Consider the following 11,767-nt stretch of genomic DNA (forward strand, 5'->3'; position numbering starts at 1 on the left):
AGCCGCGATACGCTATTCCCTTTGTATTATTTTAAAAGTAGGTATGTCATGAAAATTGCGGTTGCAGGCACCGGTTATGTCGGGCTCTCCAATGCAGTACTTCTCGCTCAGCACAATGATGTCGTAGCGGTTGATATCGTCAAAGAAAAAATTGGCCTACTGAATAGCCGTCAGTCGCCGATAGAAGATAAAGATATTTCAAAATACTTAAGTAATACAGCGCTTAATTTTGACGCTACTTTGGATGCTGAACACGCATATTCGCAGGCAGATATTGTCATTATCGCGACGCCTACCGACTATGACCCCATCACTAATACATTTAATACTCAAAGCGTTGAAGCAGTCATCGAGCTGGTAATGAAGGTTAACTCATCAGCCTTGATGGTGATTAAATCCACGGTGCCAGTAGGTTATACAAAACAGGCGAGCGAGCGCTTTGGTACGCAAAATTTAATATTCTCTCCTGAGTTCTTACGGGAGGGCAAGGCGCTACACGACAATCTTTACCCCTCACGGATTATTGTTGGCGAGCGCTCGGAACGCGGTGAAATGTTTGCTGCGCTCCTTGAGCAGGGCGCGATCAAAAAAGAAGTTCCTATTTTACTCACGAACAGCACAGAAGCAGAGGCGATTAAACTTTTCGCCAACACCTACTTGGCCATGCGCGTCGCTTATTTTAATGAGCTGGATATGTACGCCGAAAATCACGATTTGGATTCTCGGCAAATAATTGAAGGCGTTAGTCTAGACCCCCGTATTGGTAATCACTATAACAACCCCAGCTTCGGCTATGGCGGGTACTGCCTACCTAAAGACACAAAACAGCTGTTGGCAAACTATGATCAAGTGCCCAATAACATCATAAAAGCCATTGTCGATGCTAATCGCACGCGTAAGGATTTTATTGCTGAATCGGTTCTTAAGCGTAACCCACGTGTGGTGGGCGTGTATCGGCTGATCATGAAATCAGGCTCTGACAATTTCCGCGCCAGCGCCATGCAAGGGGTAATGAAGCGACTCAAAGGCAAGGGGGTAGAAGTCATTGTCTACGAACCTACTTTGCAGGAGGAGCGCTTTTTTAACTCTCGTGTGATTAGCGACCTAGAAGCCTTTAAGCAAGAGGCCGATGTAATATTGACTAATCGCATGGCCCCCGAGCTCACGGATGTCTCAGCAAAGGTATACACACGCGACCTGTTTGGGAGCGATTAAACAGATCTTTTAAAGGCTTACAGCGTGCTTATTCATGATTGAAATTCGTAATCTCTACAAGCGCTACCACAATCATCATGGTAGTGACTGGGTATTGAAAGATATCAACCTCACCATACCGCGGGGCGTCAGTGTGGGCCTAATCGGTGCTAACGGGGCTGGTAAGTCGACCCTGTTACGCTTGATTGCCGGTATGGATACGCCAGAGCGTGGCGAAGTCGTGCGCAGCAGCCGGGTTTCCTGGCCGGTGGGCGTGACGGGCGGCATGCAAAACAACATGACAGGACGGCAAAACGTCAAATTTGTCGCTCGCGTGCAAGGGTCAAGGTCGCAAGAAGTCCAGCGAGTGATTGAGTTTGTTGAAGACTTTGCCGAAATTGGTGAAGCCTTCGACGAGCCCGTCAAGACGTACTCCTCCGGTATGCGCTCACGCGTATCGTTTGGGCTTTCGCTAGCATTTGATTTTGATGTGTATATTTCAGATGAGGCCACCGCCGTTGGCGACCGGGCGTTTAAAGAAAAGGCCAAGGCCCTGTTTCGGTCCAAGGTAGGTAAATCGTCGCTTATCATGGTGTCGCACTCAGAAGGCATCTTAAAAGACCTATGCCAGGCAGGGGTATATATAAAAGAAGGCGAGGCCTTCTGGTTCGATGACATTAACGCTGCTATTAAAACCTACCACCGTGATAGCGACGCCAAAAAAGCAGCAAGAGCTAGCAAACTCGCAAAAGCCCCCGCGACTGCTAACCGTGTAGCGAATGAAAGTATTGCTAATAACAGTAATGCTGATAGTAAAGTCGCTAATGGCAAAGTTGCTAATGACAAAGATGCTAGTGGCAAAGCCTCGGCAAGTACCTCTGCCGCTGGCGGCCAGGCTGCTAAAAAGGCCGCACCTACAAAGGCGGTACCAGGAAATACGGCAACGGCTGAAGCTGATGAGCCATTACCCAGCGATATCCCCAGCGCAAAACGGCATCTTCAGCAGTGTCGCCAGAAACTCAAAAAAGCCAAAGAGGCTCAGGCAACGGCCGAAGAGCAGCAATTTTTGCCTCATATCCAACAGCTTATAAAAAAAGATGTAGCCGATCGGCACCGCAAAACAGTTAAAGCTCGCAAGCATTTAGAAGCACTGGAACAAGCACCGCAGCATGTTTCTGATGAAGTCAATAACTCGCACATAGAGGAAGGGAACCGATGAATCAAAAAACATTTCTTGTTACCGGAGGAGCAGGCTTCATCGGCTCGGCGGTAGTCCGTGAATTAGTTAACAATACCTCACACCATGTTATCAACGTTGATAAGCTGACTTACGCTGGCAATTTAGAATCGCTAACGAGTGTAGACAATAATGAACGCTACACCTTTATCCAGGCGGATATTTGTGACGCGCGTGCCATGCAGCAGCTATTTGAAGACGTTAAGCCTGATGTCGTCATGCATCTTGCAGCAGAAAGTCACGTTGACCGTTCTATAGATGGCCCCGCTGAGTTCATACACACCAATGTAGTAGGCACGGCAGTGCTGCTGGAAGCTGCTCGCGGGTACTGGAAACAATTGCAGCAGCAAAGCGCCAATAAAGCGCAACAATTTCGCTTCCACCACATCTCCACTGACGAGGTATATGGCGATTTAGAAGGTGTTGATGATCTTTTTACAGAACAAACGCCTTATGCCCCTAGCTCACCATATTCAGCCAGCAAGGCGAGCTCGGATCATCTAGTGCGGGCATGGCAGCGTACCTATGGCCTACCCACACTGGTGACCAACTGCTCAAATAATTACGGGCCGTATCACTTCCCTGAAAAGCTCATCCCGCTGATGATCCTCAACGCGTTATCGGGGAAAGCCTTACCCGTATACGGCGATGGCCAGCAGATTCGTGATTGGCTGTATGTCGAAGACCACGCACGGGCGCTAATTAAAGTAGCAAGCGAAGGGCAGGTGGGTGAAACCTACAACATTGGTGGGCATAACGAAAAAGCCAACCTCACCGTAGTAGAAACACTGTGCGACCTCCTCCAGGAGCTAGTACCCAAAGAAGCATCCTACCGCGAACTCATCACCTTCGTCACCGACCGTCCTGGTCATGACGTACGCTACGCCATTGATGCTAGCAAAATTGAACGCGAGCTGGGCTGGACTCCCCAAGAAACCTTCGAGACCGGCCTGCGCAAAACCGTCGAATGGTATCTCGCCAACGAAACATGGTGGAAACGCGTTCAAGACGGCAGCTATAAAGGCGAGCGGTTAGGCGTAAGTTAACGTTGATTTTAATTGGTCACGAAAAGCACTGACAAAAAAGTTGTGTACTTTTGATACTGTCTGTATTTTAGTGTGAGCTCGTGGCAGGAAAGGTTACTTTATGAAAATTCTAATTACCGGTAGTAACGGACAAGTTGGCTTTGAGCTTCAACGTCAATTTTCTCTCTTCGGTGATATCCTGACACCGACTCGGCAAGAGCTTGATCTTCGCGATGAGCAAGCGGTTGAGGCCTATCTCAGCCAGCATAGCCCTGGCTTGATCCTCAATGCCGCAGCGTATACCGCAGTTGATAAAGCCGAAAGCGAACCAGACCTGGCTAAGCGGCTGAATGCGGGCTTACCTGCACAGCTAGCCCAATACGCTGCTCGCCAAAAAATTACCCTAGTGCATTATTCAAGTGATTATGTTTACCCAGGCGATGGCGAAATTCCGTGGCAGGAAGATAGCCCCACAGGGCCGTTAAGCGTTTATGGGCAAACTAAGCTCGAAGGTGATTTGGCAGTGGTCGAAAGTGGTGCAAGCTACCTGATTTTTCGCACCAGTTGGGTATATGCCGCGCGTGGTAGCAACTTTATGAAGACCATGCTGCGTCTTGGCCAAGAGAAAGAAGCGTTAAATATTGTTAACGACCAAATTGGCGCGCCTACTCCCGCTCGCTTGATCGCCCAGGTCACGGCGCTCGCCTTTACACCTCACGGCTCATCTCTTGAATCACGTGTTTCATCAGGTATTTACCACTTGGCGCCTGCTGGAGCTACCAGTTGGTATGGTTTTGCAAGCGAAATTTTTCAGCAGGCAATGCAAGCGGGTGTGCCTCTTGTCATAAAACCTGAAAACACCCAGGGTATACTCACTGCGGAATACCCAACGCCTGCAAAACGCCCATTGAATTCACGCATGTCACTCGTTAAGCTAGAAGCTGAATTAGATTTAACACTGCCATCTTGGGAAAGTCAGTTGGCACTAACTTTGCAGGAATATTTGGATTAATGAAAAATTTGGCGGATAGGTATTTGGTAGTTGTGTATTTATATTGACAAACCACTTCATTGGTAATTATTAGCCTGCTAGTAAAATAATTAAATGGTAGTGAAGTATATAGGAACTATATTAGGCTTTAAGCGTCAATTCAGTGCTGGTCTATGAGAAAATTAGCAGGCTAAAGGGAAATGAAAAGTACTGTGCAGATAATACGAGAGAAAAGTACGATGAAAAAGGTACGAAGAAAAACGTACTAAGGAAAAAGTACGAAGAAAAAAGTACTAAGGGAAAAGTACAGGGGAGATAGTACGTAAAATTATTGAACGGCGATTGTAATATTAAAATGAGAAAATCGATTTTTTCTCATTATGGCGTAGTTCAGTCGTTATCCTATCAAGCTTATTGAAAAACTTATTAAGGGGGTAAATGTGAGTAATATACCTAAACGGAAGGGCATTATTCTCGCAGGCGGTTCAGGTACACGTCTTCACCCGATCACCCGAGGAGTGTCCAAACAACTACTCCCGGTTTACGACAAACCGATGATTTATTACCCGGTTTCAGTACTGATGCTGGCCGGTATTCGCGAAATACTGATCATTTCAACCCCAGAAGACCTTCCACAATACCAGCAATTGCTTGGCGACGGCGCATCTTTTGGTATTAGGTTTGAATACGCAGAGCAACCCAGCCCCGACGGCCTCGCACAAGCCTTTGTTATTGGCGAAGAATTTATTGGCGATAGCCCCGTTTGTCTTGTATTAGGCGATAATATTTTCCATGGTCAGCACTTTTCAGAACAGCTAAAGCGGGCGGATACCCAGCCAAGTGGCGCCACTGTGTTCGGCTACCTGGTGAAAGACCCAGAACGGTTTGGGGTCGTTGAATTCAGTGAAGATGGCAAAGCAATTTCCATTGAAGAAAAGCCCAAAGTGCCTAAATCAGCGCATGCCGTCACCGGCCTCTATTTCTACGATAATGATGTAGTGGAGATCGCTAAAAACGTTCAACCCTCAGAGCGGGGCGAGCTGGAAATTACCAGTGTTAATAACACTTATCTTGAGCGTGGCGACCTGCGCGTTGAGCGCTTAGGTCGTGGGTTTGCCTGGCTAGATACCGGCACCCACGACAGTCTTCTAGAAGCCAGCCAATACGTGCAAACGATTGAACACCGTCAAGGCTTAAAGGTGGCTTGTCTTGAAGAAGTTGCATGGCAGCAAGGTTGGATCAACGATGAGCAACTCTCTGAACTCGCCAAACCACTTGCAAAAACGCAGTATGGCCAATACCTGCAACGCTTAATCAAACAAGCGACTTAATCAAACAAGCGACTTAATCAAACAAGTGTATTAAATAAGTAGGTGACTTAAATAAAAAGTGTTAGGCACAGGTTCTCAGTGAACGATGCTTTTAGACTTTTTTAAAGGCTGCTTCAGTGAGTGCCTAGTGTAGTAAGCATAACGCTAGCCACTGGCCCTATCACTGGCACTTTTCCATAGATGCCGATGGCAATAAAGGAACTATCCATGCATTACGAAAAGCTTGCTATTCCTGATGTAGTACTGCTTACCCCCAAGGTCTTTGGCGACGAGCGCGGTTTCTTCATGGAAACATTCCGCCAGAACGAATTTGAGCAGCACTGCGGTGATTATCAGTTTGTACAAGACAACCACAGTAGGTCTTCCCAAGGAACACTCCGCGGCTTGCATTATCAGTTGCAAACCCCGCAGGGCAAATTGGTGCGGGTTAGCCGTGGTGAGGTTTTTGATGTAGCGGTAGACCTTCGCCAATCAAGCCCCACCTTTGGTCAGTGGGTGGGTGCGATATTGACCGAAGACAATAAGCGCCTGCTCTGGGTGCCGCCAGGGTTTGCCCACGGTTTTTACGTTATGAGTGAAAACGCGGAATTTCAGTACAAATGCACCGACTACTATGCCCCAGGTGATGAACACTGCATTCGTTGGGATGACAGTTCGTTAGCGATTGACTGGGGAATTATTGACAGCGTTGAGCTGAAGGTTTCTGAAAAGGATGCTCAAGGCATACCCTTTGATGCCGCACCTAAGTTCAATTAATATTGTCGGGGGGATTGGGAGAGGTGAAAAATTATGGCCAGTGTGCTACTGCTTGGGTCAACAGGGTTTATAGGATCAAGTATTGGGAACGAGCTTGATAAGCAAGGTATTGAATGGGTTGGGGTGGCGCGAAATATCCGCGGCGGCGACAAGCCAACCATTGCGTTAACTGATGCACCATCAGTGACAAAGGTATTGCGTTCAAAGCCTATTATTATTAATGCGTTAGGGGGGCTGAAACCAAGAAACTTCAATGAAAATTTCACGGCAGCCATGAACGAATTCTGGGCTAGCCTCGAACGTTTTATACGCTATCTTCAGAACCATCCGCCTGCAGGGCTGTTGCATATTTCTTCAGCGGGGACGGTGTACGGTGAAGCAGCCGAGCGGCCCAGCTGTGAGACTGACCCCGTTCGGCCCCGTTCGTGGTATGGCCGTATGAAGGTGATGGAAGAGTCGATGTATCGCAGCTATGCACAGGATTACAACGTGCCTTTCGCCTGCGCCAGAGTGTCCAACCCTTATGGTAACCCTACCGCTTCGAACCATGGGCTGATTGATGTATTAATAACACAGCTAAGTAAGAATGAGCCTTTTGTAGCCGCTTTCCCACAAGAAGCGATGCGTGACTTTATCTATGCCCCCTGCATGGCCAAAATACTGGTGCGTATGGCGCTGGAAGGGCATACCGGTATTTACAATGTAGGTAATGGAACGCCAACATCACTGCAGTGGATTATTGATTATGCCCAAGAACTAAAACCCTCCGCGGTGATTGTAGAGCGAACGGCGAGCCCTTCCGATATCGTCAATAGCTCTATTTCAACTGAAAAGCTTGAGGCCGCATTGGGCAAACCTGAATGGGGTATGACGATAGAGCGCTATATGCAAAAGAGGCTTGGCTAATATATGAAATCCCTTTTTAGTAAGGTTCTGAAACCTCAACTAAACACGGAGTCGAAGTTTAAGCGGCTACTGGCAGTTTCCAAAGTTGATTGGCAGCGGTATGCCGCCCAGCTACCGCCAGATGTAGAAGACCCTATAGAATTTTTTCTTGAGCACTTTTACGACTACCCGGTAGTGGAGCCAGAGTGGTTTGACTCAGCCTACTATCTGGAAACCAACCCAGATGTAGAAATGGACGGTGCCAACCCCCTGGTGCACTATCTGCTATACGGAAAGAAAGAGGGGCGGCTCGCCTGGCCAAATAGTATTTCAGAGGGGCAGTCGATAATATCAGTTCCTGAAAAACAGCCGGAAAAGTCGCTAAAATCACAAGATCCCCCAAAACAAAAACAGCTGCCTAGTGAAAAAAAGCCCTTATCTAAGTTGGCGTCTTCCTCATCACCGGGAAAGGTATCTTCTACGCCACAGTCGTCAATTCCCCTTAACGTAGAAGGGGGTAAGGTAGAAAATGTTGAAGTAGAAGAAGTAGAAGAAGTAGAAGAAGTAGAAGAAGAAAACGTTGAAGTGCAAGACATCGAAGCTGATACTGAGGTGAGTGTTGCTCAAGCTATTTACTCGCCAAGAGACCAACGCTTGCTAAAAGAGCTAGATAATGTAGCAATTAGTTGGGATCAGGTGATTGACGAGCTAGAGGTGCCCAATAAGAGTGCTGCTATAGAGTTTTTGCTTAACGCACCAACCGAAGGCATTCCGAAAATCACTGGTTTTTTTGATCCTGGGTTATACCTTTCCATCTATCCAGATATACGCTTAGCTAAGGTCAACCCGTTAGACCACTTTTTGTTTCATGGCAGGCAAGAAGGGCGAATGGGTTGGCTCAGTCCTGATGACTACATAACAGAAGGTGGTCGGGAGTATCAGAGTGACCTAAAGACACTTTTACTGGTGAGTCACGATGCTAGTGCAACCGGCGCCCCGGTGGTAGCGCTTGAAATTGCTAAGCGTCTTGCGCAAAAGCATAATATTATTACGGTAATACTTAGAGATGGTGTCTTGCGAGAGAGCTTTGCTGAGGCGGGCGTTTTGTAGTGGTCAACTAATCCCGGACAGTAATTTAAGATTTTCCTCAGCCACAACGGGAGGCATGCCACCGTTAAACGAATGAGGGCGCTGCTGGTTGTAGTAACCCATCAGATATCCACTAACGTCTTTCTTGGCCTCAGGTAGATTTCGATATCCCAAAGCCGGTATCCACTCCGATTTCAGGCTCCGGAACAGCCTTTCCATCGGCGAGTTGTCCCAGCAGTTGCCACGTCGGCTCATGCTTTGTTTAATTCGATAGCGCCAAAGTCTTTGGCGGAACTTGCGGCTTGCATACTGACTACCCTGATCGGAATGGAACATGACGCTCTTTGGCTGACCACGTTGCTCCCAAGCGTGATCCAGCGCTTTCACAACAAGATCTGCATCTGGGCTGGACGACATGGCCCAGCCAACAACACGACGAGCATAAAGATCCAACACAACGGCAAGATAGCTCCAACGCTGGCCACTCCAGATATAAGTGATGTCACCACACCAGACCTGATTGGGCTGGTCTGGTGTAAATTTGCGGTCAAGATGGTTCGCAATATCCGGTCGCTCAACGGTCGCCTGCTTGTAAGCATGAGGGCCCGGCTGCTTACAGATCAACCCCATTTCGCTCATCAAACGCCGAACCTTGAAACGACCAATGGTGACGCCTTCTTCGTTGAGCAAACCCTTGATCGAGCGGCTGCCAGCTGAGTTGCGACTCTTTTTGAAAAGGCGGTTTACCTGAGCTTTTAAGGCCAGACGCTCAACGTCCACGCGGTGCCGCCGCTGGCGGTACTCGTAGTAACTGGAGCGGCTAATATCAAACGCGTTACAGACCATTTCAACAGGCATTTGCTCACTCAACTGGTCTATCAGCGCGTACGATTCATGTCGTCCGACATCAAGAGAGCAGTAGCCTTTTTTAGGATGGTTTTTTCCATCTCAAGGCGTTTGCAGCGAGCCTCAAGCTCCTGAATGCGCTGCTGTTCTGGGGTTAACGCTTTGCCCTTAGGCGTTACTCCCTGACGCTCGTCCTCAAGCTGGTGAACCCAGCGTCGAAGGGCGCTTTCACCGACACCCAACGAGGTACAAGCTTGGGGATAGCTGTACCCTTGATCTAGTACTAGGCTGGCAGCTTCCTGCTTAAATTCAGGCGAAAAAGTACGTCGTTTCTTGGTCATCAGACACCTCGCTTATGGTGGCAATATTACCACCTACGTTGGTGTCCGGTTTTATTGAACCACTACATTTGTTATCTTCAAGCACCAGCGATGAATAACCCCGGTATAATGCGGCTGATACTTCAGCATCTAATGAGAAAATATCAGCCCGATGCAGCATTGCTGAACTCGGTGGAGTCCTATAGCTGCCTAGCTGCTGCAGCAAGTTTAGGCTTGCCAACGGTAAGCCTACTGCATGAATTCGCTGAATATACACGTCCTTCAGGCAAAATGGGGCGAACACTAATAGCGAGTGATATTGCTGTTTATCCTGCTCAGTCTCTTAAAGAGTCAGGCTTAAGAGAGCTACACGAGATGTGGGCATCTAAGATGGTGCCGAACAGTATCCAGATACAGCCTCAGGGGTATCTTGGCTTTAATGGCAAAGCTCAAAAAGATAATGACTGGTCGTTAAGACAATTACTCAAGCTTGAGGACGAGGCAATTGTGATAGCGGGAGCTGGCCATGTACAGCCTCGTAAGGGAGTCGACTGGTTTCTTGAAACCTGTTACTACTTTAAGCAATTGCTGCAAAAACGGGGTGATGCGCGTGCCGAGAAATTACAATTCGTGTGGTTGGGCGACGGTTTTCATATAGACGATATTCAGGTATCTATCTGGTTACAAACGTTTATGCAGAAAACAGGCATACGCGGCCAGTGTTACTTCCCTGGCGCCGTCGATGACGTGCAGGTTGCATTAGCCGAGGCCGATATTTATCTGCTTACCTCTCGACTTGATCCTTTCCCCAATGTGGCTATTGATGCTTTACAAGCTGATTGCGGAATGGGGACATTTGACGGCTCAAGTGGCATTGCCGACTTCTTGGTAGAGAAAAAGGCTCGAGCAGTTACAGCACCTTATGGCGATACCCATGAACTCGCACAGCAGCTGGCCGATAACCTAGATATATTGTTAGAACGCGATGGGCGTAACCTCGAGATTTGTAAGCGTCATCTCTCTTTTGAGCGTTATGTTGAGCAAATTGAGTTGACTCTTGAAGATGCGGCGCAGCGTCAGCGCGATATACAGGAAGTGATAGCGAATTCAGTGATTTTTCAGCAACGCTTTAACCCTCGCTTTTACTCGCTTGATTTTGATGATGCTAGCAACATAGGAACTGCTACTCACTTCCTCAGCTTACTCTATAAAGGGCTCGTACATGCGAAGCCCTTCCCAGGCTCAGATATTCAAGCGCTAGTGAAAGACCAACCCTACCAGCTTGGTAGTTCTTTTGCTGACTATGTCGAGAGGGCGATGCAGCAAGTGGTTGAAGATATGCCGGTGACAGTTTTACGCGGAGCAGGTAACAAGCCCTATGCTGGAAAAATCGCTTTACAATTCCATATTTACTATAATGATCTAATACCTGAATATTGCAGTTATTTCAAAACATTAGCGGATCACGATGTAGATATTTTTGTTAGCCATGTTAATGAATTGACCAGCGAAGAAAAGACTCTGCTTAAGGAAACTGTTAGTGGTGAGCTTTACTGTTTGCCAGTAGGCAACGAAGGCCGGGACGTCTATCCTTTCCATCAGCTATTTGTTGCGAAGATTGTAGATAACTATGATGTAGTAGGACACTTTCATACTAAAAAGTCGCGTGACAGTGGCGGTGGAGTGGGAGAGCGCTGGCGGCGCTATTTGCTGGGTAACTTAGCAGGCTCTCCGCCTGCATCTCAGGAGATTCTCGGCTTATTCGAAGATGAGAAAGTAGGGCTTGTATTTGCTGAAGACCCACACTGCATTGATGAATGTGCAAATGGCGAATATATTGAAAAGTTATTAGCTCCACTAGGGTATGCAAAACGTAATCGCTATCACGACTTTCCCTTAGGAACGATGTTCTGGGCGCGCACTGAAGCACTGAAGAGTTTGACGTATCTTGATTTGGCGACTTTCAAGCTATCTGAACCTATTCCTTATGATGGCTCAGTACTCCATGCTTTTGAGCGTGTGATTCCGCAACTGGTTCAAGAAGCAGGTTTTACCGTTAAACGTGTCTACACCCCTAATACATATTGGTGATA

Annotated in this window: 10 protein-coding genes; 9 read left to right on the forward strand and 1 reads right to left on the reverse strand. The window is 47.7% G+C overall.

Annotated elements, in window-relative coordinates; translation table 11 throughout:
- The first annotated feature begins 48 nt into the window (after positions 1-48).
- The 8 genes from ACXUPB_RS07000 to ACXUPB_RS07035 all read left to right on the forward strand — a co-directional run bounded on the left by ACXUPB_RS07000 (position 49) and on the right by ACXUPB_RS07035 (position 8,529).
- Positions 49-1,215 carry a nucleotide sugar dehydrogenase gene (locus ACXUPB_RS07000; RefSeq protein ID WP_472955979.1) on the forward strand — a complete coding sequence of 389 codons (1,167 nt, stop codon included), beginning with the start codon at positions 49-51 and terminating at the stop codon, positions 1,213-1,215.
- 34 nt (positions 1,216-1,249) lie between these two features.
- Entirely contained in the window at positions 1,250-2,413 is a 1,164-nt protein-coding gene (locus tag ACXUPB_RS07005) for an ABC transporter ATP-binding protein (protein WP_472955981.1), read from the forward strand.
- Positions 2,410-3,477 (forward strand): dTDP-glucose 4,6-dehydratase, encoded by a 1,068-nt coding sequence (gene rfbB, locus ACXUPB_RS07010; RefSeq protein ID WP_472955983.1) that lies wholly within the window; start codon positions 2,410-2,412, stop codon positions 3,475-3,477. The genes ACXUPB_RS07005 and rfbB overlap by 4 nt, the downstream gene beginning before the upstream one ends.
- Positions 3,478-3,577: 100 nt before the next feature.
- Positions 3,578-4,468 (forward strand): dTDP-4-dehydrorhamnose reductase, encoded by an 891-nt coding sequence (rfbD, locus tag ACXUPB_RS07015; protein WP_472955985.1) that lies wholly within the window; start codon positions 3,578-3,580, stop codon positions 4,466-4,468.
- A 419-nt stretch (positions 4,469-4,887) separates the two neighbouring features.
- Positions 4,888-5,778, forward strand: coding sequence for a glucose-1-phosphate thymidylyltransferase RfbA (gene rfbA, locus ACXUPB_RS07020; protein WP_472955988.1), 891 nt, complete (start codon positions 4,888-4,890; stop codon positions 5,776-5,778).
- A 207-nt stretch (positions 5,779-5,985) separates the two neighbouring features.
- A complete protein-coding gene (rfbC, locus tag ACXUPB_RS07025) occupies positions 5,986-6,534 on the forward strand; it encodes a dTDP-4-dehydrorhamnose 3,5-epimerase (RefSeq protein WP_472955991.1) in 549 nt (182 codons plus the stop codon).
- A gap of 33 nt (positions 6,535-6,567) precedes the next feature.
- Entirely contained in the window at positions 6,568-7,440 is an 873-nt protein-coding gene (locus ACXUPB_RS07030; protein WP_472955993.1) for an NAD-dependent epimerase/dehydratase family protein, read from the forward strand.
- Positions 7,441-7,443: 3 nt separating this feature from the next.
- A complete protein-coding gene (locus ACXUPB_RS07035) occupies positions 7,444-8,529 on the forward strand; it encodes a hypothetical protein (protein ID WP_472955996.1) in 1,086 nt (361 codons plus the stop codon).
- 3 nt (positions 8,530-8,532) lie between these two features.
- On the opposite strand, the gene ACXUPB_RS07040 is transcribed toward ACXUPB_RS07035, so the two are convergent.
- A protein-coding gene (locus tag ACXUPB_RS07040; protein WP_472955951.1) for an IS3 family transposase occupies positions 8,533-9,695 on the reverse strand; the annotation gives its coding sequence in 2 pieces (ribosomal slippage) (positions 8,533-9,440 and positions 9,440-9,695; 1,164 coding nt in all).
- A 90-nt stretch (positions 9,696-9,785) separates the two neighbouring features.
- Between ACXUPB_RS07040 and ACXUPB_RS07045 the strand changes: the two genes are divergently transcribed.
- A complete protein-coding gene (locus ACXUPB_RS07045) occupies positions 9,786-11,765 on the forward strand; it encodes a rhamnan synthesis F family protein (protein ID WP_472955998.1) in 1,980 nt (659 codons plus the stop codon).
- Positions 11,766-11,767: the final 2 nt, after the last annotated feature.

The sequence above is a fragment of the Vreelandella sp. DA03-1M genome, from assembly GCF_055725665.1.

Excerpts from the sequence above, each read along its gene's own strand:
- rfbC (WP_472955991.1), top strand. The coding sequence starts at position 5,986 with ATGCATTACGAAAAGCTTGCTATTCCTGATGTAGTACTGCTTACCCCC.
- ACXUPB_RS07000 (WP_472955979.1), top strand. The coding sequence starts at position 49 with ATGAAAATTGCGGTTGCAGGCACCGGTTATGTCGGGCTCTCCAATGCA.
- ACXUPB_RS07030 (WP_472955993.1), top strand. The coding sequence starts at position 6,568 with ATGGCCAGTGTGCTACTGCTTGGGTCAACAGGGTTTATAGGATCAAGT.
- rfbD (WP_472955985.1), top strand. The coding sequence starts at position 3,578 with ATGAAAATTCTAATTACCGGTAGTAACGGACAAGTTGGCTTTGAGCTT.
- ACXUPB_RS07035 (WP_472955996.1), top strand. The coding sequence starts at position 7,444 with ATGAAATCCCTTTTTAGTAAGGTTCTGAAACCTCAACTAAACACGGAG.
- rfbB (WP_472955983.1), top strand. The coding sequence starts at position 2,410 with ATGAATCAAAAAACATTTCTTGTTACCGGAGGAGCAGGCTTCATCGGC.
- ACXUPB_RS07005 (WP_472955981.1), top strand. The coding sequence starts at position 1,250 with ATGATTGAAATTCGTAATCTCTACAAGCGCTACCACAATCATCATGGT.
- ACXUPB_RS07045 (WP_472955998.1), top strand. The coding sequence starts at position 9,786 with ATGAATAACCCCGGTATAATGCGGCTGATACTTCAGCATCTAATGAGA.